Below are 24698 nucleotides of genomic sequence, written 5' to 3'. Positions count from 1 at the left end.
TACGACTTTAAATCATTACCATGCGACAAATTATTTTACCCAATACCAATTTAGAAGTTTCAGAAATTTGTTTGGGCACCATGACTTTCGGTAATCAGAATTCGGAGGTAGAAGCACATGCACAAATGGACTATGCTTTCGAAAGAGGTATCAATTTTTTTGATACCGCCGAAATGTATCCTATCGGAGGAAACGAACATATTTTTGGTAGTACAGAACGATACATTGGTTCTTGGTTTAAAAAATCAGGAAAGAGAGATCAAGTGGTTTTAGCTACTAAAATTGCCGGTCCTAATCGAGGTATGGGTTACATTCGTAAACCTTTGGACTTTTCTAAAAAAAGTATTCACGAAGCGGTCGATTTGAGTTTGAAAAATCTGCAAACCGAATATATTGATTTGTATCAGATGCACTGGCCGGAACGTGTGATGAATATGTTTGGAAAACGTGGTGTTTCCGAGTTGGACGAAAAATGGCAGGATAATGTATTGGAAGTCTTAACTGTTTTTGACGGATTAATCAAAGAAGGTAAAATAAAACATATCGGTGTTTCAAACGAAAACCCCTGGGGCGTAATGAAATTCCTAAATGAAAGTGAAAAGCATAATTTACCAAGAATTGCAACCATTCAAAATCCGTTTTCGTTATTAAATCGTTTATTTGAAGTCGGTTTATCTGAAATCTGTATGCGTGAAAATGTAGGATTATTGGCGTATTCACCTTTAGCCTTCGGGTTTTTAACCGGTAAATATTTGAAGGGAACACCTGAGAATTCACGTATGGGAACTTTCCCTCACTTTGTGCGTTATACCAATGAGAATTGCTACAAAGCAACTCAATTGTACCAAGAATTGGCACATGGTTTAGGATTGACATTAACCGAATTGTCTTTGGCTTTTGTGCGTCATCAAAAATTTGTGACTTCTACTATTATCGGTGCAACGAATTTAGATCAATTGGAAGAAAACATCAATGCTTTTGATGTGCGTTTGACCGATGATGTTTTACAACAAATTGAGAAAATTCAGGAAACAATTCCGAATCCGGCGCCATAATTATTCGATAGCCAATTTATGGGTAAGTGTTAATCCGGAATTGGTTTTAATTTTCATAAAATACAAACCTGTTGATAAACGTTCTGTATTCAGTGCGTTAATTGACAGGTTTTCTGTTTTCTGATGTAGAACCAATTTGCCATCTATATCAAATACATCCACAGTGGTTGGAAAACTGGTATCCGATTTCTTGATGAATACGGTTTCTTGAGCTGGATTCGGATAGATCGAAAAATGAGATTTGGTTTGTTCTTCTGTACTTAGTGAACTATCAATTATTTTGTAAATCGTGCCATTTCCAATGGAAGCAACATACAATTCACCGCTTACATCTTCTCCAAAAGTGACAAAATTATTGCCCGAAAAAGTGGAAGAAAAAGTAACAGTATTCAAATTGTCCACGATTCCAATTCTCGCCAGACAGTAATCGGAAAAAAAATACTTGCCTTGAAAATTAGGATATGTTGTGCCACGATACACATAGCCTCCGGTTATCGAACAAGCACCACTGGAATGATTAATAACGGCTACTGGCGACTTCATGGTGGCTTGGGCAGGACACCCCGATGTGTTATAAGCGGTATTGCCTTCATAACAACGCCAACCATAATTGAGTCCGGCTTCGGTTGATGCTGCTTTGTTGATTTCTTCGTAAACATTCTGACCGACATCGGCTATCCACAAATCTCCGGTTTGTTTGTCGAACGAAAACTTCCAAGGATTCCGAAGTCCAATTGCCCAAATTTCATCAGCGCCAGCTACTCCAACATAAGGATTATTGGAAGGAATTGAATAAGGACTTCCCGAATTAACATCAATTCGAAGCATTTTGCCTAATAATTCTGTGGTATTTTGTGCTCTGTTTCCAGGATCGCCTCCACTTCCTCCATCGCCCATACCAATATATAAAAAGCCGTCGGGACCAAACGCTAAAGTTCCGCCATTATGATTGCTAAAGGGTTGTGCTATGGTAAGTAGGATTGTGGCACTTGCAGGATTAGCACTGTTCGGGTTTCCTGAATCAACGGTATAACGTGCTACAACGGTAGCTCCATCACTAATTCGGGTGTAATTGACGTAGAAAAAACCATTGGAAGCATAATTGGGGTGGAATGCCATTCCTAAGAGTCCTTGTTCTCCATTGGCATTAGTCAAGGTAGTAATATTCAGAAAAGAAGTAGGATTCACTGTGCCATTACTGTTAACCACTTTAATGATGCCATCCTGCTCGGCTACAAACAGACGGGAATCTCCGCAATTTGCAATGGCGATGGGAGAAGAGAAACCAGTAGCAAATGAGGTCAGTTGCACAACGCCCGATTGCGAATGACAATTCAATTGAAGAACAAATAGCGCGATGAGTTGGAAGATAGTTTTCATTGTGTAGTAGTTTGATTATCATAAATTTATAAAAAAATCCCGACGTTTTTTGTCGGGATAGTATTTATAAGTTTTCAATGATTTTATCTTTAGGATATTTGACCACATAACTGATTCTTATTTTTTTGGTTTCATTAGGCTTGAGACTAATATCCCAAGTGAGTATTCCCGTTTCAAGATTGACCTTTGCTCCGTCTTTTTGTACTAATTCAATTTCAATCTCTTTGTCGGAACTCAAGGGGTATTGATCTTTTAATACCATTTCAATTGCCTCTTTTTTATTGTTTCTTAGGGTTATGTCATAGGTAAAGGTTTGTTCTTTTTTAGACGAAAAGAATTTAGTGCCTGATTTGTCTACTACTTTTTCGCGTTTGATTGCCACTTTTTTATCGCGTCCCATACTCAAATTCAAGGTGTCAGATGTTTGTCCTGGATTGATATACGTCTTGCCTACATACATGCCTTCAAAAATAATATTAGCATCGCCTCTTAATAAATTGTATTTACCATATTCGGATATTTCAGCTAGTAGAAATGCTTCTTTATCGACTTTTGGTGCTGCATAGTATTTATAAGTTGCGGGTATTTTCATTTCTTTCAATGCAACACTGTGTGCTTTACCATTGGATAAAATGTCATAGGGGATATCAATATCAAAAGAAATGTTGAGTTGGTTTTCCACAATGGTGGTATAATTTGAAATGGATTTATCTTCCATCATAGGAGCTGCATCTGCTTCTGCATTTTTAATTGCTACTCCAGCTACTTTTCCTCTCAATTGATTTACAACTTGATTGTTTTTATAACCATAGTCAGGATAACCATAACGCAAAAACCAAGAACTTAAAAGAGGTGCCTGATTATTCTGGTTCGGATTGCCGGAAGACAAAGTTAATTTTACTTTTTTCCAGTCGATTCCCGTATTTTGTACCACTTGGGCTTTGTACATCATGTTGATGGATTCTTTGACACTTTCGACACGTAAATCATAAAATGGAGCCCAACCTGCATTTTGTGTCAAATACGAAATTTCTAATGGGACTAATCCGGCAGAAGTATTCATAACCTGCAAGACCAATTTTCCCGAAGACAGTTTTTCTTCCTTATTGGTATCTACTTCCAGTTTATTGTTGAGTTGAGCCAGCAGTTCATTCAGTTTGATTTCTTTTTCTTCCAATGTATTGATGGTATTGCTGATTTCGGTCCTTTTGTATTTATAATAATCGACCATTTTGGTTAATTCAGTCACGCTTAAACCTGAATTCTGTCCAAATACCTGCTGATTTTTATCTAATAATTCGATAGTTTTCTGTTCTGCATTTTTGGTATTGACAATACGCTTGATTTCCTTTTGAATCAACACAATACTGTCTTTGACTTTTTTGATTGCCGGTGAATTTTCATCGATGTCGTATTCTGCAATGTAATCGTTGGTAAACTGTACTGAAAGCACTGTAATATTTGACGGAGCACCAATTTGAACCGAATTTTCATTCAATTGGTTGGCTACATTCTTTATGACAATTTCGCTGGTTCCTGCTGTAAGAGTAATATTCGCAGTTTGTGTGATTTCGGCAGCATTAAAATAGACAGTTGCCGCCTTAATTTTTGCTTGGGTGAAAAATGGTTTTTGAGCCATCATATAACCCGAAGTCAAAAGCAAGAAAAAAGTAAGTAGTTGTTTCATAATGATTTTTTTATACTGATAAGAGTTTCGTTTTGTTAAAAAGGTTGGGAAAAGTAACCGCAAACCTGTAATTTCCAGCCCTATTCAGAAATTAGCAGGTTCGCGGCAATCATCAACCCTTTATTTTTCTACAGTGTATCCTTTTGTTTTGGCAAAGCCTATGATCGAAGTATTAATGGCATTTCCTAAATCATCCTGCGATTTGGTTTTCTTCATTTCGGTATCAATATAAGCCTGGCGTTTTTTACCCAATTCATTGATTTCGTTTTGAAGTGCTTCACGTTCTTTCGATTTTTTATCCACATATACTTGAATTTCTTCTTTTGATTTGTTTTGTAATTCTTGAGGTAATTCTTCTTTTTTCAATTTGGCTACAACATCTTTGTCTTTTTTCGCTCTGTCTACCAAATCCCAACTTTCGTTTTTATAGGCTGCTTTAGATTTGCTTACCGCTCTTTCGGCATAATTTGCTGAAGAAACTCCTTTTGCATTAGCATCTTGGGTTACTTGATTCATCTTCTTTTCATAGCCCATGCTTCCGTAGCTAATGTATGTATCGTTTATACGAACATTGCATTCTGAAATTCTAACATCATACGGAGTAACAATGTATTGCACGGCCTGATTGGAATCGATATTGAAGTATTTGCCTTTTCCGGCATCAGCACCGTCTTTCCAAAGTGTTTGAATCCCTTCCATTTGATTTCCGCAGAAAATAGTATTCACATAAATGTCGCTGCGTAGAGCATCGCTAATAGCTTCTTTGTAGTTGATTCCGCCTTGATTGAAAGGTTCATTTCCTGCTATGTAGATCAATTTCATATTGTTGTTGTCTCTTCCCCAAGACAATTGTCGGGTAGCATCCGAAATTACTGCGCCACAATATTCTGATCCGCCATTGGTTCGTAGTGAAAATAATTTTTCGGAAATTAAATCCAAATCGGTTGTTAAAGGCGTCACTTGTCTAATGTAATTGGATTGAGCAGAAAGGCCATCATTTCCATATTCATACAAACCAATTTCTATATCGGGCGTTTTTCCATTGTATTTTAAAGTAGTTAAAGTGTTGACAATATTCCACAAGCGCGATTTGGCTTGCTCGATTAAACCATCCATACTATTGGAAGTGTCCAATAATAGAGCCACTTGAATTTTGGTGTTTTCATCGGCTACTTGTGTTGTATTACTATGTTTTGGCTTTGCAGTTGAGGTATTGCAAGCAGCAAATGATATTGATGTAGCTAATAATGCAGTAGTGAATAAGATTGACGTTTTCATGATAATTTTGTTTTAAGATTATGAGTCAAAATTATTTGAAGAAATTGCACGTTTTTTGCAGAATGGGTGAAAGCGGGAGTTGACTTGGTGAAATCGTTTTGATGTCATTTTTTAAAATAGTTTCTTTACATTGTCAAATATTTACAAAGATGAAACCGGTAATTTGGATATTTTGGGCTGTTGTTTTTGTGTTGGGATTTCAATCTGAAATGCTAGCTCAACAAGATAGTATTGTCCCTCAGCCCAGGAGTAAGAAAGCATCTTCTGCAAAAATTAGTAAAGCAGCAGCTGATTTGAAAGAATCTTTGGATTCTAACGATGAATTGAAGATTGCCAAGAATTATGAAGTTTTAGCGAAAGGTTTTACTGAAAAAGAAGATTTTGTACGTGCCGAAGAATACTTAAAAAAAGCTTTGACAAGTTATACTAAACTCAATAGAAGTACTGACAAAACTAGAGTTGCAAGAAATCTCGCTAAAGTACAGGAGTCACAAAACAAGTTAAATGCCGCGATTCAAAGTTACGAAATGGCGGGTTCTGCTGCCGAGCAAAAAAAAGACATGCAACTCAATTCAAACGATGCGGAACGTTTAAGGAACAGTTATAGTCCGGCAGTTCAGGCTACTTATGCCAAGAAAAATATTGCAATTCTTGAAAAAGAAAGCGATAAAAAAGAAGAAGTAGCTGATGCTTATAAACAACAAGCTACAGTAGATTTGAAACTGATGGATAAAGAATCGGCTATTGAAAACCTTGAAAAAGCGATTTCGTATTCGAAAGAGAAACCAGAAGAAGTTGTGAAACTACGGAATGAAATTGCCAAGGTTTATGCTGCCGATAATCAGTTCGATAAAGCCATTACAATCAACCAGAAATTGTTAGATGATGCTGTAAAGCAAAACGATTTTGAGACACAGATTAAACAACTACAATCTTTAAGTACGATTTATTTTAAAAATAAAGAACCGGAAAGAGCCGTAAATTCATTAAAGAAGGCGTATGGTTTGGCTTCACAATACGGGAAAACCGACGAAGTAAAAAGTAGTTTGAATCAATTACTTCAATACTATAAATCGAATGGAAAAGACAAAGAGAGCATGGCTTTGTATGAAGATTTTTTCAAGAATTTCGACCAGTTAATTCAAAAGGACAGTACGCTTATCGACGAGAAAACATTTCAGGTTACCGAAGAAAAAATCCGTCAGTTGGAGAAAGAAAAAGCATTGAAAGATGAATTGATTTCGAAGAAAAATACGTTCAACTATGTGTTGTTGGGATCGATTGCATTGCTTTTATTGTTTTTCGGATTTATTGTGAAAGCGTTATATTCGATTAAAACCAAAAATAAAGAAATTGCCTTGCAGTCGTTGCGAAGAGAAATGAATCCGCACTTTATTTTCAATAGTTTGAACAGTGTGAATCAGTTTATTTCCCAAAACAAAGAACTGGAAGCCAATAAGTATTTGTCGTCTTATTCGCATTTGATGCGGAATATGATGGAGAATTCCAACAAGGATTTTATAAGTTTAAGCAATGAAATCGAACAGTTGAAAAAGTACTTGGATTTAGAACATTTACGATTTCAGGACAAGTTTGAATATCAGATTATCATCGATGATGCTTTGGATGCCGAAACGGTTTTAGTGCCGAATATGTTGATTCAGCCACATCTGGAGAATGCCATTTGGCATGGTTTACGTTATCGTGAAACCAAAGGCTTGTTACTATTGCAATTTGAGTTGAATAGAGGGAAAGTAAATGTTATTATTGATGATAACGGAATTGGATTAACGCAAAGTGCCGCACTTAAAACGCGCAATCAAAAAGTACATCAATCAAGAGGTGTGACCAATACCAAAGAAAGGATCAATTTATTGAACGAGTTGTACAAATCGAACATTTCGTTTTCGATGTCTGAAAAAAATAACGGAAACACAGGAACTGTTGTAGAAATTACCTTTCCAAAGATTGAATAAATATGATGACATTCCAAAAAATACAAGCGGTTATTGTTGAAGATGAATTGGCGGCTAGGGAAGTGCTCAAGAATTATTTGAGTAAATATTGTCCGCAAGTAGATGTAATTGGCGAAGCGCAAAATATCAAAGAAGCAGTGCCATTGTTGCATGAAGTGAAACCACAATTGGTTTTTTTGGATGTTGAGATGCCTTTCGGAAATGCTTTTGATGTGTTGGAAGCCTGTAAAGATTTGCATTTTGAAACCATTTTTGTAACCGCCTTTTCAGAATATTCATTGAAAGCACTGAATCAAAGTGCTGCATATTATCTGCTTAAACCGATCAGTATCGAGGAATTGATAGTTGCCGTGAATAAAGTACAACAACACATTCTGAATCACGAATTATTCAATCGTAATAAAATTATAGTAGAAAATTTCCGAGAAACTCAACCCGAGAAAAAGCAAGTGATTTTGCCTACTTTGGAAGGTTTTGAAGTGGTAAAAATGGAAGACATTGTTCGACTTCGTGGAAATGGAAACTTTACCGATTTGCATTTGGCTGACGGTAGTAAAAAAATGGTATGCCGCTTTCTGAAACATTTTACCGAAATTTTGCCGTTTCCTTTTTTACGTGTTCACAAGTCACATATTATCAACATCAATTACGTGAAATCGTATAATAAAGGTGGCTATGTGGTACTCAATGATGCTGCTGAAATTGAAGTTTCTCCAACGTATAAAGAACAGTTTCTTAAAAATTTCAAATAGTTAAAAGTCAAATTCGTTTATCGAAGTTGCTGATGAATCAATGGTGATTGTATCTTGAACTTTCTTGATTTTCAAAAACGAACGTGCTCTTCCCGAAACATAAATGGGTATTGATTGTCCAATTGTATCATCACCAGTGATCAAAGCACGGCGTAGCATTAGATTTTTGATGAATTTTTGATTCTTTTCCGCGTATGATTTCTGATAACCTTCATCGTTAAATTGATACATGAATTTTTTAGGTTTTGGAACAATGGATGCAAGGAACAAACATTCGTTAAGCGTCAAATCAATTGGTTTTTTCTGGAAGTAAAATTCTGCAGCTTCACCAATACCATATACGTTTGGTCCCCACTCAATAACATTGAAATAGACTTCCAGCATGCGTTCTTTGGAAGAAATACGATTGTTTTCCAATATATACACTAAAAGTATTTCTTCGAGCTTTCTAGATAGCGTTTTTTCACGTGTTAAGAATACATTTTTAACCAATTGCATACTAATCGTACTCGCGCCTCTTGAGAATTTCTTAGTTCGAATGTTTTTTGCAATAGACTGTTTGAATGCCTCGGAAATAAAACCGCGATGACGCATGAACGAAGGATCCTCATTCGTTAATACCGCATGTGTTAAATAAGGTGAAATTAATTCCAATGGGGTAAAGTAAGGATTGGAAGCGCCTACAAAAACGGGTCTTTGTGGTACGCCGTTTTCCATTGCGCGATAGGTAAAATCGGTGTTGAGTTTTTCCAGATTGGCTTCTCCGTATTTTTTGATGCGGAGATTATTTTTATTGAATTTACTATCGAAGACCAATTTGTGCGGTTTGTTTTTGTTGAATTCAAAATTAAGGTTGTAATCGAATTCTCCTTCGGCTTCCATACCCACAAAATGTGAAAATAAACCATTGGGTAATGAAGTAATGAAATCTTGCGCTTTCATTTTTTCGATATTGATCTTCAGCTTATAAATGGTATCTTCTTCGGTATTGTATTCCAAAAATGGCTTCACTTTAATTTTGTTCAATTGTGCTGTAGATGTACTGTCGACTGCAATAAAATCACTTCCCAATAAAAAACGATAATCGAATTGTGCATTTTGAATCACCACATCTTTTTTAGCAATTTTTGGGTGATTGATGGTGAAATTTTCAATCGATGCGACACCATCTATATGTAAATTGCCAAAGCTCATATCAAGATTGTCCAATTTCAGTCTGATTTTGTCAAAGCTTGATTTCAAACCAAATTTTTCATCAATGTAAGGCACTTGAATTTTGGAGGTGTCTGCAGAAGCAAAAATCAAATCCGCTTTTTTATCCCTCGGATTAGCATAACCATTAATGGTCCAGTTTTGTGCAAAGGTATTGGTTGTTACTTTTATTTTTGTGTTCAGTTGATGATTGACCAACTGTAAATCGTTCATGTGGAAACTTACCTTTTTACCCATATCGTCAATACGTAAGGATAAATTTTCCAAATTCATTTCCGAGGGTACTAAATTCAATACTTTGGTCAAAATACGATTGGCTAATTTGGCATAATTGCGTTTTTCATCCGTCGATTTTTCGGTAGCATCTTTTTTTAGAAAAGCATCAAAATTACGTCCGTTTTTCGTTTTTACCAATTGGATAAAGCCATTTTGCATTTCTAGATGTTGCAGTTGAATTTCTCCGGTTAGTAATTGCATTAAACTGATTTTAGTTTTAATTTTATGCACAGACAACAGTGTGTCTGCGTTATGCGGTACCAAATGTATGTTGTCTAACTCTACACTTGTAGTTCCTACAAAAGCAGCTTTTCCAACCGAAAAATCAGCATTGTATTCGGTGTTGAATTTAGTTTTAGCTTTCTCCAATGCTTGTTGTAGAATGGTATCTCTGAAAAAATAAATAGCAGCTACGGCCAGTACGAAAAGTACTAGTATTATTTTAAGAATCAGAAAAAACCATTGCTTTTTGGTTCTCATTGTATATTAGATTTGGAGTTTTTAGGAAAGCGAAGCTACAAAATCTTCAACTTCTTTTTTTTGTTCGGCGTATTTTTCTTGTAATGGCGAATTTTCTCCCATTTTCCGATAGTAATCTAGTGCTTTGTTGGCAAAAAACAATTGTTGGTGTTTCGCTACATTAGGAATTTGTGGATACACTTTATGAAAAAGCATTTCGTAATAAGCCTGCCACTCTCTTTCGTTGCGATCTTCTACAAACTGACCCGGAACTTTTTGTCCGACATGAATCATTTCATGGGCCATTAAATTTAACATTAGGACAAATTCGAATTCGAAAGTATTTTCCGGAATTCGGATGATTTGTTCTTCTCCGAAAACGCCTTCGGTTGTCATTAAAATATAATCGGCTTTTGCTTTTTCGCGAAGTTCAAATCCTTTAAAATTGGAATGTTTGATTCCGTATTCTTCAATAACAAAGTTAGCTGCAGCAATTGTTTCACCTAATTCGTGATAGGTTTGAATCAATTGGACTATTTCAGCATACGGTTTCATGGTTATCCGAATAATTCACTTACAATTTCTTCAATTTTACTCACTAGTACAACTCTTATTCCTGGAAATTGGGTGGTAATTTTGTTGTATTTCGAAATATAAATTGTTCCAAATCCCAATTTTTCGGCTTCCTGAATGCGTTGTTCCACTCGGTTTACTGGTCGAATCTCGCCGGAAAGTCCAACTTCACCTGCGAAGCAAAAATCTTTACCTACAGCGATGTCTTCATTGGAAGACAAAATGGCTGCCACAACGGCTAAGTCAATAGCTGGATCGTCTACAGAAATTCCGCCGGTGACGTTGAGAAACACGTCTTTGGCGCCCAAATGAAAACCGGCACGTTTTTCCAAAACCGCCAAAATCATATTCAAACGTTTGGCATTGTATCCCGTCGTACTTCTTTGCGGTGTGCCATACACTGCTGTTGATACCAAGGCTTGAATCTCAATCATTAGTGGTCGCATTCCTTCTAATGTGGTTGCAATGGCAGTTCCTGATAATTCTTCTTCTTTATGCGAAATTAAGATTTCAGATGGATTGGCTACTTCTCGTAAACCCGATCCTTGCATTTCGTAAATTCCTAATTCGGCCGTAGAACCAAAACGATTTTTGAGCGATCGTAAGATACGGTATATGTGATTTCTGTCTCCTTCAAACTGAAGGACGGTATCAACCATATGCTCCAAAATTTTAGGACCGGCAATATTTCCGTCTTTTGTAATGTGACCAATTAAAATAACGGGTACATTGGTTTCTTTCGCAAATTTGATCAATTCGGCGGTGCATTCCCGGATTTGTGAAATACTTCCTGCGGATGATTCAATATAATCCGTATGTAAGGTTTGAATTGAGTCAATAATTACAATTTCTGGTTCGATTTCTTCGATTTGACGAAAGATATTTTGTGTTTTGGTTTCTGTTAGGATATAACAGTTGTCACCGTTTGGTGTAATACGTTCTGCACGCATTTTTATTTGCTTCTGACTTTCTTCACCAGAAACGTATAATGTTTTATACGGTAATTTTAATGAAATTTGCAATAATAACGTGCTTTTACCAATACCGGGTTCGCCACCTAGGAGTGTCAATGATCCTGGTACTAGTCCGCCACCCAAAACACGATTTAATTCGCCATCGGTTGTGTCCATGCGAATTTCTTCAGCCGAATCAATTTCGTGAATGCGTAAAGGTTTCGCTGCTTTTTTTACTGCAGAAGTTTCTGTTTTCCAGACTATTTTTTCCTCTTTCTGGATGATTTCTTCTACAATGGTGTTCCATTCTTTGCAGGCATTGCATTGTCCTTGCCATTTGGCAAATTGAGTGCCACAGCTTTGGCAAAAAAAGGACGTTTTTATTTTAGCCATTTAGCAGACTTTATTCGGTGTTATTCGCTTTTTTTCTCTTCTGTTGGAGTTTCTGTTGGTGCATCAGCTGGGGTTTCAGAAGGTGTTTCAGCTGGTACTTCTTCAATTACCTGCTCCGTTCCGTCTTTGGCTTTTCCACCTTTAAGTTTGTCTTTTTTAGGAAGTTTGCTTTTTAAATCTTCTGCCTTTATCATCATCATTTCTTTAGTCAAATCACCAATTGGTTCTTTGGCAAATGCATCCTGATAGAATTTGATGGCTTTTTTGAATTCGCTTCTTTTTTCCCAATAATTTCCCATATGGTAATCATATAGTAACGTTTTTTCGTATTGCTGACCTGATATTTGTGCAAGTTGCTCATATTCTTCGAATCGTTCTTTCTTATTGATGGCTGTTTCGATGGCTTTCATGTCGCGGTAACGAACTGTCATTTTAATTCCAAGATTTTTTTCAATGGCGTCGTATTTGTCGGTAAGATATTTGACATAATCCTGCTCTAACACCACGATTTTTTCCTGATATTCCTTAGGAGAAATAGGTTGGTAAATTTGGAAAATTTGATTCAAAGCCTGCGGAATTCCCAACATAGCAATTGTGTAATGATTCGAATTTTTAAAGTCATCGAATTTGTAATTCACTAAATCATTTTTTACAGCCTGCATATTTTGATCTAGTGTTTTGATCTGTTTTTGGAATTTTTTCAAATCACCGTCACTGGTTGCAGAATAGTAGTATATTGGTTGCTGAATTTGACTCAAGCGATTAGGTACTCTTTCTTCCATTCCTAATTGCAAATCAGGACTTAATGAAATGTACGCCGTGAATAATGGGATTTCTTTGTATAAAAATGCATTTAAAAGTCCTGCAGAAGAATCGATACCGGCTATGGCTTTAAAAGGACCAACTTGGTATTTCTTTTCAAGATGAGGAATAAGTTCTGTTCCTATGAATTCAAAAAAAGCACCACCTTTTCCAGCTGGAAGCCCAGTTCTTGGGTCAAACTCGCAATCTGCCTCTCTTTGGTTGTTTTTGTTTTGATTGATACCTACCAATATGGCTTCCGGAATATCATCCCAATAATTTCCAAACTGCAAGTTGCCCTCAAATACAGGGAACAAAAATTCGCTGTCCAAGACTAAAATCAAAGGATATTTTTTTTCGGGATTCGATTTGAAGGAAGCGGGTAGTTTTATTCTGATATCGCGGGTTTCGTTTAATTTAACCGATTTGATCTGTTCAACAAAAGATTGGGAAAATGCTGAAAATGAAAACAATAGTATTGCTATACGGATAATATTTTTCATAACTAATATAGTATTATGATTAATTAACGGACAAGATAATAATTTATTTCTTTCGGCTTATGATTGCCAGAACTAAAAAAGAGAAAAGTCCTAAAAAAACGGTAATGATAAGCTGTGAAGTCCAAATGATCCAGCCTAATGCAGTTCCGGCTTCATCCGGGACGTGGTATAGTACAAGTATTTTGGAGATAAGCGGAGGAAAAAACCCAAAGCCACCATTGGTAAAAGTCATTACCAATCCACCTATAACAAAAGCAACAATGGTAGTTCCTAATGTGATGTTTTTAGTTGCGTCTAAGGAATATACCGTAAGATAGAACATGGCAATGTATGAGGCCCAAATAAGAATGGTGTATATTAGAAAAGGCCATTTATTTGGCATATGCCACACGCTGAATATTCCTTCTTTCAAACCGTTAATTTTCGATTTTAATAAAAGGGTGTATTTCCATTGGGAATATTTATACAGATAAAGAAAGCATAGCATGCCTATTATTCCCGTGCCGACTAAAACTATTAGTAGCTTAACCGGAATATTGTTTAGTAAGAAAGTTTTTAATGTGGAAAATTCAAGAACTACCGAAGTAATAATCAGAAGTAAAAGTATGATAAAATCTACAATACGTTCTGCGATTATGGTGCCGAAAGCCTTGTCGAAAGGAACTTCTCTGTATTTTTTTAAAATTAATGCCCGGGAAACTTCACCTGAGCGCGGAATTCCTAAATTAACGAAATAGCCAATGCTTACAGCTAGAAAATTAATGATAAAGCCCGGATGACTCCCTATTTCGGCAAGTGTGTATTTCCAGCGGTAAGCTCTGAATACATAACCCAGAAATGCTATAAAAAGTGCTATGGATACATAGTTGTAATTAGCCGTTACAAAGTGTGATCTCACTATTTCAATCTCTTCCGGTGTGAACGAAAAATAGATGTATACCGTAAGTAGTGCTCCAAGCACAAGTGGAATAATTACGCCTAAATAGGAGCTTAATTTAGGTTTCACGATTATTGTAACGAATTGGTTTCTTCGTTAGGGAAAACGATTGCTGGTTTGAAGTTTTTTGCTTCTTCCATATCGATGCTTCCATACGCAATAATGATGATAATATCATCTTTATGTACTTTTCGAGCCGCGGGTCCGTTTAGGGTGATTTCACCGCTGTTTCTTGGTCCGGTAATGGCATAAGTTTCTAGTCGTTCACCATTGTTGATGTTAACAATTGAAACTTTTTCACCTTCAAAAATATTGGAAGCTTCCATTAAAGCTTCGTCAATGGTAATACTGCCGATGTAATTTAAATCGGCACCGGTTACTCTAACTCTGTGGATCTTAGATTTTACTACTTGAATACGCATGATGCAAAGTTAAATTATTTTAGTGAAATGTTATCAATGAGACGAATATTGTTTACAAAAACAGCGATAAAACCTCGGTATTTTTTGGTTTTACTTTTGCGTTTGCATTCCAAAAGGGTTTTTTCGTCGGCAATTTCAAAGTATTCCAATTGAAATAAATCCTGTTTTTTAAATTGGTTGGTAACCCAATTAGTGACTTCTTTTGCGCTTTTTGTGCCGAATAATTTTTTGGCTTCCTTTAATATTTTGTAGATGAAAGATGCTTTTTCGCGTTCTTCCTTGGCAAGTCTTTCGTTACGAGAGCTCATTGCTAAGCCGTTGCTTTCCCGGTGAATTGCGCATCCAATAATGTTTACAGGGATTTTGTATTTAGTTGTCAACTTTTTTACAATCTGTAACTGCTGAAAATCCTTTTCACCAAAATAGGCATTAGTTGGCTGAATTATTTCGAATAATTTTTTAACTATTGTTCCTACGCCATCAAAATGTCCAGGGCGGTGTTTGCCTTCCATTTGAAATTCCAGTCCGTCATATTGAAAATGCTGCGATTCTGTTTTTCCTTCATAAATATCGTCGACACTTGGAGCGTAAACAATGATATTAGGATTTAAGGATTCTATTTTTTGAACATCACTTTCTAGTGTTCTAGGGTATTTTTTTAAGTCGTCTGCATTATTGAACTGTGTTGGGTTGACAAAAATGCTGACCACGGTAACTGCATTGTTTTTTAGCGATTCAGACATTAAGGATAAGTGTCCTTCATGAAGGGCGCCCATCGTAGGTACGAATCCTAAAGTGTTTTTGTTGGAAATGTACTGCTTTAAATAGCGTTTTAAATCGTTTTGTTGGACAAAAACAGGCATGAGTGTTGGTTTAAATTCTATGCAAACTTACTATTTTAGTCAATATCTCGGTAAAATTTTGTAATTTTGCATGGATTTCTGTCCAATAAACAAAACTAATATAATAACATGGAGGATAAAAGGATTTTATATGTATCATCCGAAGTAGTGCCCTATCTGCCTGAAAATGAGGTTTCTTTAATGTCGTATGATGTGCCCAAAATGATTAATGATCAAGGTGGTCAAATACGTATTTTTATGCCTCGATACGGCAATGTGAATGAAAGAAGACACCAGTTACACGAAGTAATTCGTTTGTCGGGGATGAACTTGGTGGTTAATGATGTGGATATGCCGTTGATTATTAAAGTTGCGTCTATTCCAAAAGAGAGGATTCAGGTTTATTTTATAGATAACGATGAGTATTTCAAGCGCAAAGCAACATTTACAGATGAAGAGGGTGTGTTGTTTCCAGATAATGACGAGAGAGCTATTTTCTTTGCGAAAGGGGTAGTGGAAACGGTTAAAAAATTGAATTGGGTTCCTGATATCATCCATGTACAAGGATGGATGGCGGCAATGTTGCCTATTTATATGAAGCACTATTACAAGAATGACGCTTTATTTGCGGATACTAAAATAGTAACTTCTGTTTTCAATCACGCATTCGATGGTACTCTTGATGTCGATATGAGTAAAAAAGTACAGTTTGATGGTATTCCACATGAAGCAATCAAAGAGTTGGATAATCCTACTTTTGAAAATATCATGATGGCGTCAATTAATCATTCTGATGGTGTGGTAATTGCTTCAGAAGAGGTTTCAGCAACTTTAACAAAATTTATAGAAGCTTCCAAAAAACCTTTATTACCTTTCACCCCGAAAGAAGCATTTGCGGATGCTTATACTAATTTTTACAAAAATCAAATTTTAGGTTAACAGAATGAAGAATTCCATTTTTACAAAATACTTTGTAGTCGCTTTTTTTTCTCTTTTTTTACTGTCATGTGATAAAGATTTTAATACCATCGGTAGTGATATAATTGAGGGAGAAAACTATGATTTTTTTTCTGGACAAGATTATGGAGTGAAAGCTTATAATCAAAAAGTAACAGCGCTGCAAACTAATAATTTGCCAATCAATCAGCTGGGAATTACCAATAATGATCTTTTTGGTAAAACTGTAGCTAATTTTGCTACACAGTTGATTATGGTAACACCTGATCCAACCTTTGGAAACAATATTGAAATAGATAGTGTTGTTTTGAATGTACCCTATTTTAGTAAGGTTGTAAAAACTGAAACTTCAGGTATTGTAAAATACAAATTGGATTCAATTTATACTACAGATCCCACAAGTAGTTTGGATACAGTTTATAAACCAATGAATCTTAAGATTTTTAGAAATGGATACCAATTGAATGATTTCGATCCAGACAATATTGAAGTTGCTCAAAAGTATTATTCAGATCAAGACGCACTTTTTAGAAATAATATTGCAAGCATGCAGTTGAATAACAGTCTAAATGTTAAGGAGAATTCTGCATTTAAGCCTAATCCGCGTGAGAATGTTCGATATAAAGTGAAGAGTGAAAAAAACACTACCAATCCGAATTTTTATATCATGAAGCATACGAGAACAACTGATGTTGAGGCAAGAAGAGCTCCGTCAATGCGTATTCATTTGGATACTACTTATTTCAGAACACATATTATAAATGCCGCTAAGAGTAATTTAAAAAACAACAATATTTTTAAATCGTATTTCAGAGGCTTGTATTTTCAAATTGAAGATGCAAATGTTGGATCGATGATGAGTCTTGATTTTACTAAAGGTAGTATTACGATTTATTATAAAGAAGATTTAATTGTAACTAAAACGACTGATGGGGTTACGACAAATGTTGGAAATGACCGACCTTTAAAAGAATTTACATTGGCAATGTCTGGCACTTCGGTTAATTTATTAAACAAAACAGATGCAACAGGGTATACTACTGCGATAAATTTACCTAAAACTGAAGCTCATCCTAATTTATACTTAAAAGGAGGTGAGGGATCTACGGCAATTTTAGATATTTTTACAGATACAGCAGAGTTAAATGCATTAAAAGCGAAGAAAGTTCTAATTAATGATGCTAGTCTTTACTTTACAGTAAATCAAAGTTTGATGAATCAAAAGTATGAGCCTTTGCGTGTTTACCTTTTCGATATTGATAACAACAAAGTGCTTTATGATTATAATTTTGATAATTCAGTAAATGGGTCTAATCCAAAACGCAATAAGTTTGTCTTTGGTGGAATGTTGATGGATGCAAAAAATGAAAATGGAGATGATGTTAAGGTGTATAGAGTTCGAATTACTGAACATGTAAATAGAATTCTTAATGACGATCAGGAGAATGTTCGACTGGGGCTTGTTGTTACAGAAAACATTAATAACCCATCGTATGGTTTTTTGAGAACACCTATCTCCAGTACAGATGACAATTCAAAATTCTTAAAAACCTTGCCTTTGGGATCTATTAGTAGTCCATTAGGGACCGTTCTTTACGGAAGTAATGCAGGCGTTAACAGAGTTAGGTTTAAAATCACTTATACAGAACCAAAATAACTAGAAAAGTATGTGTGGAATTGTAGGATATATCGGAAATAGAGAAGCTTATCCGATAGTAATAAAAGGATTAAAGCGATTAGAATATAGAGGTTACGACAGTGCCGGTTTGGTTCTCTACGATGGAGAAAACATGAAATTGTCTAAAACCAAAGGAAAAGTTTCAGATTTAGAGGCTAAAGCTGAAAAAGAAATCACATTGAATGGATCAATTGGGATTGGCCATACACGTTGGGCAACGCATGGAGTACCCAATGATGTAAATTCTCATCCGCATGTATCCAATTCGGGTAATTTGGTTATAGTTCATAATGGAATTATTGAAAATTATGAGCCGTTAAAAAAAGAATTGATTAAAAGAGGTTATGTTTTTGCCTCAGATACAGATACCGAAGTTTTGGTTAATCTGATAGAAGATGTGCAAAAGAAAGATAATCTGAAATTAGGTAAAGCGGTACAAGTTGCGCTAAACCAAGTGGTTGGAGCTTATGCGATTTGTGTTTTCGATAAGCAAAAGCCAGATGAAATTGTTGTGGCGCGTTTGGGTAGTCCATTGGCAATTGGTGTTGGAGAAAATGAGTTTTTTATTGCTTCTGATGCATCGCCGTTTATCGAATATACTTCTAATGCAATTTATTTAGAAGACGAAGAAATGGCAATAGTACGTCAATACAAGCCTTTGAAAATCCGTAAAATTAAAGATGACTCATTGGTTGATCCTTATATTCAAGAGCTTCAAATGAACTTGGAACAAATTGAAAAAGGGGGCTATGATCATTTTATGTTGAAGGAAATTTATGAGCAACCTAATGTGATTAAGGATACCTATCGTGGACGTTTGCATGCCAATGAAGGAATTATTAAAATGGCAGGTGTTGAAGATAATTTAGAGAAATTCAACAATGCGCAAAGAATCCTAATCATTGCTTGTGGGACTTCATGGCATGCTGGTTTGGTAGCAGAATATATATTCGAAGAGTTTGCAAGAATTCCTGTTGAAGTAGAATATGCTTCTGAATTCCGATATAGAAACCCAATTATTAATGACAAAGATGTGGTGATTGCAATTTCACAGTCTGGTGAAACTGCAGATACTTTGGCAGCTATTAAGTTGGCGAAAGAGAAAGGTGCATTTGTTTTTGGGGTTTGTAATGTGGTTGGGTCGTCTATCTCAAGAGAATCGCATGCAGGTGCTTACACACATGCTGGACCTGAAATTGGAGTAGCTTCTACTAAAGCTTTTACAACTCAAATAACGGTTTTGACCATGATTGCTTTGCGTTTGGCTAAAATAAAAGGGACTTTATCGCATTCAGAATACCATAGATATTTATTGGAATTGGAAACAATTCCTGAAAAAGTAGAAGAGGCCTTACAAACCAATGAAGTTTCAAAACAAATAGCCGCTGTGTACAAAGATGCAACCAATTGTTTGTATTTAGGAAGAGGTTATAATTTCCCAGTTGCGCTTGAAGGAGCTTTGAAATTAAAAGAAATATCCTATATCCATGCTGAAGGATATCCGGCAGCGGAAATGAAGCATGGGCCAATTGCTTTGATTGATGAACAGATGCCGGTTGTTGTTATCGCACCTAAACAAGGACATTATGATAAGGTAGTGAGTAATATTCAGGAAATTAAATCACGTAGCGGAAAAATTATCGCAGTGGTGACTAAAGGAGATGAACAGGTGAGAGCTTTAGCTGATCATGTAATTGAAATACCTGAGACATCGGATGCATTATCGCCATTGTTGACCACAATTCCGTTGCAATTACTTTCTTATCATATTGCTGTAATGAGAGGTTGTAATGTAGACCAGCCAAGAAATCTTGCGAAGTCTGTTACTGTTGAATAATGTAAAATTTTAGTAAAATAATTGTAAAAAGCGTGGTTTTTCCACGCTTTTTTTGTTAAAACAATATTTTTATTTTTCTTTCTTTTTTTCATTTACTATGTACGCATAATATTTATTTTTATGATTTAGTGTTAATTTTTTATTAAATACATAAAAAAAGAGTTGTTTTTACGGTTGTGGACTCTGTTAAAATGCTTAAAAAGTTGGAAAGTTTTATCGTACTTTTTTATATTTTACAATTATTGTTGTAATTTGGCTTCATAAACCAACAAAATTCAAAGAAGAATGAGAATCTATTTTACTATTTTGTCATTGTTTTTTAGCGTGTTAACTTTTGCGCAAACAACAATTTCAGGAACAGTTACAGATGATAAAAATTATCCTGTACCTGGGGCAAACGTTAAAGTAGCAGGGGCCAATTCGGGAACCTCGGCTGGATTTGACGGAAAATTTACTCTAAAAACCCAAAATGCTTTTCCGCTGACTATCGAGGTAAGTATGATGGGATTTAGCACACAGACAATTCAGGTGAACTCCAAAGAACAAGAAATTGTTGTGGTATTGTCTGAAGAATCTACAAAATTAAATGAAATCGTAATTTCTGCTTCAAGAGCTCCGGAAAGAGTTTTAGAGTCTCCGGTGACAATCGAAAGAATGGGAATTAAAGATATCAAGAATACTACAGCCGCTACTTTTTACGACGGTTTGGAGAATATGAAAGATATCCATTTCAATACGAGTAGTTTCGGATTTAAGTCGGTTAATGCGAGAGGTTTTGCTACGGTAGCTAATACTCGTTTTATGCAGTTAGTTGACGGTATGGATAACTCTTCGCCGGCTTTGAACTTTATCTTAGGAAACTTGTTAGGTTTGAATGATGTCGATGCAGGTAGCGTTGAGATTTTGCCAGGAGCTTCTTCTGCTTTATATGGTGCAAATGCGTTCAATGGAATTATCTTTATGAATAGTAGAAGTCCATTTACGAAAGAAGGAATTTCTACTTATTTTAAATATGGAAGAACTGTGCAAGAAACAGCTGGGGATAATCCAGTATATGATTTCGGTATTAGAGCTGCTAAAAAATTCAGCGATCATTTTGCTGCAAAAGCAAATTTCTCTGTTTTATCTGCCACCGAATGGATTGCGAATGACAGAAGAGATCTAGCTCAAAATTTCACAGGATTAGATTTTAATCCAAATTATGATGGTTTGAATACTTATGGAGACGAAGTTTCTACTAATATCAAAGGTGTTGGTCAGACTTTGGCAGGTTTAGGGCTTATTCCTGCTGCAGCGGTAAACTTACTTCCAAACTACAATGTGGCAAGAACAGGTTATGCTGAAAAAGATTTAAATAACAATAATGTAACAAGTATTAAGTTTGATGCTTCATTGCATTTCCGTCCTTGGGCAACTTCGTCAAGTACTTTTGCAAAAGATATTGAAATTATCGCACAACATAAATTAGGTTTTGGTAATACAATCTACCAAGGTGCGAACAGATATTCGTTAAAAGATTTCTACATGGATCAAACCAAGTTAGAAATTAAAGGTAGAAATTTCTTTGCAAGAGGATATATGACAACTGAAGATGCGGGTAACTCATACGATATGCGTTTTGCTGCTTGGAATGTGAACCGCGCTTGGAAATCTGATTCTACGTGGTTTGGGCAATATGCGGGTGCTTATATTCAAGCTACTTTGGCGGGTCAAACACCAGAAAATGCTCATATTATTGCAAGACAAACTGCTGATACAGGTAGATTTGAACCAGGGTCTCCTCAATACAATGCTGCTTTGGCATCTGTAACTAAAGATCCGAATTTAACAACTGGTGCTAAATTCAAAGACCAATCGAAATTGTATCATACGGATTTGAATTATAACTTTAGAGATTTAATCAAATTTGCTGAAATTCAAATTGGAGGTTCGGCAAGAGAGTATGTAATGAATTCTGACGGTACAATCTTTACAGATTTTGATGGTCCTTTGAAATATAGTGAGTATGGAATGTATACTCAGGTGCAAAAGAAATTTATGGATGAAAGAGCTAAATTTACTGGGTCTCTTCGTTATGATAAATCTCAAAACTTCGATGGAAATATTTCTCCAAGAATCTCTTTGACTTATGCAGCTGGAGCTGATAAACAACATAACTTCCGTGCTTCTTACCAAACAGGTTTTCGTAACCCTACTACACAAGATCAATATATTGGTTTAGATTTAGGTCCTTTCGCGTTGATTGGTTCAGCACCAGAAAACTTAGTGCGTTTTCAAGAAACAGTGAATGTGAGTCCTAATGGACAAGCATTAGGTAATCCAGCAACTGTAGATTTGAATGGTGAAAATGCGTATTATAATTCATTTACAGTAGCATCTGTTCAGGCGTTCTCAGCAACAGGAAATCCTGCAGTGTTAGAAAAATCTACTTATGGATTAGTGAAGCCTGAAAAAGTTCAAGCTTTTGAATTAGGGTATAGAACGAATGTTCAAAAGACAGGGGTTGATATTAATGGATACTATAATATGTATAATGATTTTATCAATACTGCGAATGTTATAGCGCCATATTATGGAACGGTAGGTTCTCCACAGGCGGTAGCCGCTTTGGCAAATGGTGATAGAAGGGTGTATCAAGTATATACCAACTCTAAAGCGGATATTACTTCATTAGGGTTTGGTGTTGGTGTAAACAGAAAAATTGGTGTATTTGATTTGGGAGCAAGTTATAACTTTACAGATTTCAAATTTGATCAAGCATCGGATCCTAGTTTTGAAGCAGGATTTAATACGCCGAAACACAGAGTAAAAGGTACTTTTGGTAGTGAGAAGTTGTTTAAAAACTTTGGTTTTAATACAAACGTAAGATGGAATTCAGAATATTTATGGCAGTCTTCTTTTGTTGATGCGATGGTTCCTGAAAATGTGGTATTTGATGCGCAAATTAATTACACGATTCCATTTTTGAAATCAGTAATTAAAGTGGGTGGAGCAAACATCGGAGGTAAAGATTATATTCAAGTTCCTGGTGCTGGTAATATTGGTCAACAGTACTATGCTTCTTGGACTATTAATCCGTAATCAAGTTAAACTTATTAAAAGTAAAAGTATATGATTAAAAATTTCAAATGGCTATTTTTGGTTTCATTAACCTTTATGGCATGTAATGATGATGATACAGCGGTTGAAGAGCCTGTATCACCAGGAACAGCGGATTTTTCAAAATATGTAGCATTAGGTGATTCTTTTGCTGCTGGTTTTAGTGATAATGCATTATTTAAATTAGGACAAGAAACATCGTATCCGTCTATTTTAGCAGGACAATTGTCTGCAGCTGGAGGTGGTGAGATGACAATTCCTTATATGAATGATAATTTAGGTGGACTTTTGTTGGGAGGTAATCCAATTCAAGGAACGCGTCTTTATTTCAATGGAACGGCTCCTGTTAATGTTGCCGGAACACCTACTACTGAAGTTACAGCTCACTTGTCGGGTTCTTTTACTAATCTTGGTGTGCCTGGAGCGAAAAGTTTTCATTTAGTAGCTGCGGGGTATGGAAATGTGTCTGGTTTAGGTGCGGTTCCTCCAACAGCAAACCCATATTTTGTACGATTTGCTTCGTCTCCTAGTACTACAGTTTTAGCGGATGCTTTGACACAACAGCCTACTTTCTTCTCGTTATGGATTGGTGGTAATGATGTTTTAGGGTATGCATTGTCTGGAGGTGATGGGACAAATCCAATTACTCCAACTGCTACTTTTGATGCGGCTTATGGTGCTTTGACTTCTCAGTTGGCAAATGGTGGCAGAAAAGGAATTGTAGCGAATTTACCTTACGTAACTAGTTTGCCTCATTTTACAACGGTGCCTTATAATCCAGTGGTTCTTAACTCTACTCAAGTTACACAATTGAATAGTGGTTATGCTACATATAATGGAGGTTTAGCTGTTGCTGTAGCTAATAACTGGATTACTCAAGCTGAAGCGGATAGAAGAAGAGTAGTTTTTCAGGTAGGTGCAAATCCAGTTGTTATTGTGGATAGTTACTTGACAGATCTTTCTGCTTATGGTATACCTTCATATAGACCGGCGACTGCACAAGATTACCCGGTATTGCCTTCAAGAACATTTATTGGTACTTTGGTAGGTGGTAATCCTGCAGCTATTAATGGAGTATCTGTTCCTTTGGCTGATAAATGGATTGTAAGTAAAAATGAAGTAGATGAAATTATTGCTGCTACAGATGCTTATAATGTTACAATTGAGGCTGCTGCAAATGCAAATGGTTTGGCTTTTGTTGATGCAAAATCGATTATGAGCCAGTTAACAAGTGCAAGCGGTGTAGTTGCTAATGGATATACTTTAAAAGAAGATTTTGTAACTGGTGGTGCTTTCTCTTTGGATGGAGTTCATCCTTCACCAAGAGGATACGCATTAATTGCTAATAAATTTATTGAAGCAATTAATGCCAAATATGGCTCTACGGTTAAAACAGTTAATGTTGGAACCTACAGAGTCTTATTCCCTTCAGTATTATAATAGTAATAATAGATAATGAAATAAAAACCATCGGAATTTCCGATGGTTTTTGCTTTTTATGCTACTCAATTTTCATGGAGCTAAAAAAACCAAAATTTTGTATTGTAAATCACAATTATAAAATTATCTTTGCACTCTGAAAAAACACTTTGTTTTTGATAACTAAATAGCTATTTAATAAATACATA

General features: G+C 35.8%; 18 protein-coding genes. 8 read left to right on the top strand and 10 right to left on the bottom strand.

All coding sequences use genetic code 11. The annotated features are described in order from the left end of the window. Positions 1-20: 20 nt before the first annotated feature. Positions 21-1055 (top strand): aldo/keto reductase, encoded by a 1035-nt coding sequence (locus tag ACS8MM_RS12465; protein WP_379717406.1) that lies wholly within the window; start codon positions 21-23, stop codon positions 1053-1055. Here ACS8MM_RS12465 and ACS8MM_RS12460 read toward each other — a convergent pair whose 3' ends face one another. The 3 genes from ACS8MM_RS12460 to ACS8MM_RS12450 form a co-directional block, all read right to left on the bottom strand. Further along, a complete protein-coding gene (locus ACS8MM_RS12460; protein WP_379717404.1) occupies positions 1056-2435 on the bottom strand; it encodes a PQQ-dependent sugar dehydrogenase in 1380 nt (459 codons plus the stop codon). A 64-nt stretch (positions 2436-2499) separates the two neighbouring features. Continuing rightward, positions 2500-4122 (bottom strand): DUF4139 domain-containing protein, encoded by a 1623-nt coding sequence (locus tag ACS8MM_RS12455; protein ID WP_379717402.1) that lies wholly within the window; start codon positions 4120-4122, stop codon positions 2500-2502. Positions 4123-4242: 120 nt separating this feature from the next. Then, positions 4243-5400, bottom strand: coding sequence for a vWA domain-containing protein (locus ACS8MM_RS12450; protein ID WP_379717400.1), 1158 nt, complete (start codon positions 5398-5400; stop codon positions 4243-4245). A gap of 149 nt (positions 5401-5549) precedes the next feature. On the opposite strand from ACS8MM_RS12450, the gene ACS8MM_RS12445 reads away from it, so the two are divergent. Both ACS8MM_RS12445 and ACS8MM_RS12440 read left to right on the top strand, forming a co-directional pair. Further along, positions 5550-7376 (top strand): tetratricopeptide repeat-containing sensor histidine kinase, encoded by a 1827-nt coding sequence (locus ACS8MM_RS12445; RefSeq protein WP_379717398.1) that lies wholly within the window; start codon positions 5550-5552, stop codon positions 7374-7376. A 2-nt stretch (positions 7377-7378) separates the two neighbouring features. After that, positions 7379-8128: a LytR/AlgR family response regulator transcription factor gene (locus ACS8MM_RS12440; RefSeq protein WP_379717396.1), complete on the top strand. Its 750-nt coding sequence runs from the start codon at positions 7379-7381 to the stop codon at positions 8126-8128. Here the strand turns inward: ACS8MM_RS12440 and ACS8MM_RS12435 are convergent, their stop codons facing one another. The 7 genes from ACS8MM_RS12435 to panC are packed head-to-tail and all read right to left on the bottom strand — an operon-like array spanning position 8129 to position 15520. Continuing rightward, on the bottom strand, positions 8129-10096 hold the full coding sequence (locus ACS8MM_RS12435; protein WP_379717394.1) for a transglycosylase domain-containing protein: 1968 nt from the start codon (positions 10094-10096) through the stop codon (positions 8129-8131). It abuts the gene before it with no gap. Positions 10097-10117: 21 nt separating this feature from the next. Continuing rightward, on the bottom strand, positions 10118-10630 hold the full coding sequence (locus ACS8MM_RS12430) for a hypothetical protein (RefSeq protein WP_379717392.1): 513 nt from the start codon (positions 10628-10630) through the stop codon (positions 10118-10120). A gap of 2 nt (positions 10631-10632) precedes the next feature. Continuing rightward, complete coding sequence (gene radA, locus ACS8MM_RS12425) at positions 10633-11994, bottom strand: DNA repair protein RadA (RefSeq protein ID WP_379717390.1); 1362 nt, start codon at positions 11992-11994, stop codon at positions 10633-10635. A gap of 20 nt (positions 11995-12014) precedes the next feature. Next, entirely contained in the window at positions 12015-13298 is a 1284-nt protein-coding gene (locus ACS8MM_RS12420) for an alpha/beta hydrolase (RefSeq protein WP_379717388.1), read from the bottom strand. A gap of 43 nt (positions 13299-13341) precedes the next feature. Continuing rightward, entirely contained in the window at positions 13342-14304 is a 963-nt protein-coding gene (locus ACS8MM_RS12415; RefSeq protein ID WP_379717386.1) for a lysylphosphatidylglycerol synthase transmembrane domain-containing protein, read from the bottom strand. A 2-nt stretch (positions 14305-14306) separates the two neighbouring features. Further along, positions 14307-14657, bottom strand: a complete 351-nt coding sequence (gene panD, locus ACS8MM_RS12410) for an aspartate 1-decarboxylase (RefSeq protein WP_379717384.1) — start codon at positions 14655-14657, stop codon at positions 14307-14309. A gap of 14 nt (positions 14658-14671) precedes the next feature. After that, positions 14672-15520, bottom strand: a complete 849-nt coding sequence (gene panC / locus ACS8MM_RS12405; RefSeq protein ID WP_379717382.1) for a pantoate--beta-alanine ligase — start codon at positions 15518-15520, stop codon at positions 14672-14674. 108 nt (positions 15521-15628) lie between these two features. Between panC and ACS8MM_RS12400 the strand changes: the two genes are divergently transcribed. The 5 genes from ACS8MM_RS12400 to ACS8MM_RS12380 all read left to right on the top strand — a co-directional run bounded on the left by ACS8MM_RS12400 (position 15629) and on the right by ACS8MM_RS12380 (position 24510). Continuing rightward, on the top strand, positions 15629-16438 hold the full coding sequence (locus ACS8MM_RS12400) for a glycogen/starch synthase (RefSeq protein ID WP_379717380.1): 810 nt from the start codon (positions 15629-15631) through the stop codon (positions 16436-16438). A gap of 4 nt (positions 16439-16442) precedes the next feature. Beyond that, a complete protein-coding gene (locus ACS8MM_RS12395) occupies positions 16443-18113 on the top strand; it encodes a DUF4270 domain-containing protein (RefSeq protein WP_379717378.1) in 1671 nt (556 codons plus the stop codon). Between the two features lie 10 nt (positions 18114-18123). Further along, positions 18124-19971: a glutamine--fructose-6-phosphate transaminase (isomerizing) gene (glmS, locus tag ACS8MM_RS12390; protein ID WP_379717376.1), complete on the top strand. Its 1848-nt coding sequence runs from the start codon at positions 18124-18126 to the stop codon at positions 19969-19971. 285 nt (positions 19972-20256) lie between these two features. Beyond that, entirely contained in the window at positions 20257-23052 is a 2796-nt protein-coding gene (locus tag ACS8MM_RS12385) for a TonB-dependent receptor domain-containing protein (RefSeq protein WP_379717374.1), read from the top strand. Positions 23053-23082: 30 nt separating this feature from the next. Then, entirely contained in the window at positions 23083-24510 is a 1428-nt protein-coding gene (locus ACS8MM_RS12380; RefSeq protein ID WP_379717372.1) for an SGNH/GDSL hydrolase family protein, read from the top strand. Positions 24511-24698: the final 188 nt, after the last annotated feature.

Source organism: Flavobacterium sp. MAHUQ-57 (genome assembly GCF_051908335.1).
In the GTDB taxonomy this organism is placed as follows: Bacteria; Bacteroidota; Bacteroidia; order Flavobacteriales; family Flavobacteriaceae; genus Flavobacterium.
The sequence above is the reverse complement of the archived record's forward strand: the minus strand, read 5'-3'. Positions and strand labels throughout refer to the sequence as shown.

Excerpts from the sequence above, each read along its gene's own strand:
- ACS8MM_RS12460 (WP_379717404.1), bottom strand. The coding sequence starts at position 2,435 with ATGAAAACTATCTTCCAACTCATCGCGCTATTTGTTCTTCAATTGAAT.
- radA (WP_379717390.1), bottom strand. The coding sequence starts at position 11,994 with ATGGCTAAAATAAAAACGTCCTTTTTTTGCCAAAGCTGTGGCACTCAA.
- ACS8MM_RS12400 (WP_379717380.1), top strand. The coding sequence starts at position 15,629 with ATGGAGGATAAAAGGATTTTATATGTATCATCCGAAGTAGTGCCCTAT.
- panD (WP_379717384.1), bottom strand. The coding sequence starts at position 14,657 with ATGCGTATTCAAGTAGTAAAATCTAAGATCCACAGAGTTAGAGTAACC.
- ACS8MM_RS12420 (WP_379717388.1), bottom strand. The coding sequence starts at position 13,298 with ATGAAAAATATTATCCGTATAGCAATACTATTGTTTTCATTTTCAGCA.
- ACS8MM_RS12435 (WP_379717394.1), bottom strand. The coding sequence starts at position 10,096 with ATGAGAACCAAAAAGCAATGGTTTTTTCTGATTCTTAAAATAATACTA.
- glmS (WP_379717376.1), top strand. The coding sequence starts at position 18,124 with ATGTGTGGAATTGTAGGATATATCGGAAATAGAGAAGCTTATCCGATA.
- ACS8MM_RS12430 (WP_379717392.1), bottom strand. The coding sequence starts at position 10,630 with ATGAAACCGTATGCTGAAATAGTCCAATTGATTCAAACCTATCACGAA.
- ACS8MM_RS12445 (WP_379717398.1), top strand. The coding sequence starts at position 5,550 with ATGAAACCGGTAATTTGGATATTTTGGGCTGTTGTTTTTGTGTTGGGA.
- ACS8MM_RS12450 (WP_379717400.1), bottom strand. The coding sequence starts at position 5,400 with ATGAAAACGTCAATCTTATTCACTACTGCATTATTAGCTACATCAATA.
- ACS8MM_RS12380 (WP_379717372.1), top strand. The coding sequence starts at position 23,083 with ATGATTAAAAATTTCAAATGGCTATTTTTGGTTTCATTAACCTTTATG.
- panC (WP_379717382.1), bottom strand. The coding sequence starts at position 15,520 with ATGCCTGTTTTTGTCCAACAAAACGATTTAAAACGCTATTTAAAGCAG.
- ACS8MM_RS12385 (WP_379717374.1), top strand. The coding sequence starts at position 20,257 with ATGAGAATCTATTTTACTATTTTGTCATTGTTTTTTAGCGTGTTAACT.
- ACS8MM_RS12465 (WP_379717406.1), top strand. The coding sequence starts at position 21 with ATGCGACAAATTATTTTACCCAATACCAATTTAGAAGTTTCAGAAATT.
- ACS8MM_RS12440 (WP_379717396.1), top strand. The coding sequence starts at position 7,379 with ATGATGACATTCCAAAAAATACAAGCGGTTATTGTTGAAGATGAATTG.
- ACS8MM_RS12455 (WP_379717402.1), bottom strand. The coding sequence starts at position 4,122 with ATGAAACAACTACTTACTTTTTTCTTGCTTTTGACTTCGGGTTATATG.
- ACS8MM_RS12395 (WP_379717378.1), top strand. The coding sequence starts at position 16,443 with ATGAAGAATTCCATTTTTACAAAATACTTTGTAGTCGCTTTTTTTTCT.